Annotated in this window: 1 protein-coding gene; it reads right to left on the bottom strand. The window is 50.8% G+C overall.

The genetic code is table 11. The features are described 5' to 3' along the window. On the bottom strand, positions 1-510 hold a 510-nt coding region (locus PMI05_RS25490; RefSeq protein ID WP_007728180.1), incomplete at both ends, for a penicillin-binding transpeptidase domain-containing protein.

Here is a 510-nt window from a genome sequence, read left to right as displayed (position 1 = left end):
CTCGCCACATCGGCAGGTATGACATTCGTCTTCCAATACCCGCCTTTTTTGTCTTCCTGCAACAGTGATGGATTAACGATATTCCCGTCATTTGCAAAAGCGCTGTACACCAACGCGAGATGAAGCGGCGTCATCGTTACCTCGCCCTGACCGTAACCGGAGTCTGCCAATTGAATCTCGTTTTTGAAACTGTCGTTATACAGCTTCGATTTGTCCAGTGGATATGGAATCGGGAGAGCTTCATGGAAACCAAACAACTCGCTCTTTTTCACGAATTGCTCCTCCCCCATGGAGAGTGCAGCTTTCGCAAAATATATATTGTCGGAGTACACCAATGCTTTTTCCAAATTGACAGGTCCCCCGTAATCGCTGACCCGCGTTACCTCGTATCCACCCCAGGACGCATCCTTTTGCCAATGCAGTCCACGGACGTGGATACTGTCCGCAGGGGTAATGGCTCCTGATTCAAGGCCAATCGCTGCCGTAATCGGCTTGAAGGTCGAGCCCGGC

Origin of the sequence: Brevibacillus sp. BC25 (genome assembly GCF_000282075.1) — a bacterium.
Taxonomy (GTDB): domain Bacteria; phylum Bacillota; class Bacilli; order Brevibacillales; family Brevibacillaceae; genus Brevibacillus.
The sequence above is the reverse complement of the archived record's forward strand: the minus strand, read 5'-3'. Positions and strand labels throughout refer to the sequence as shown.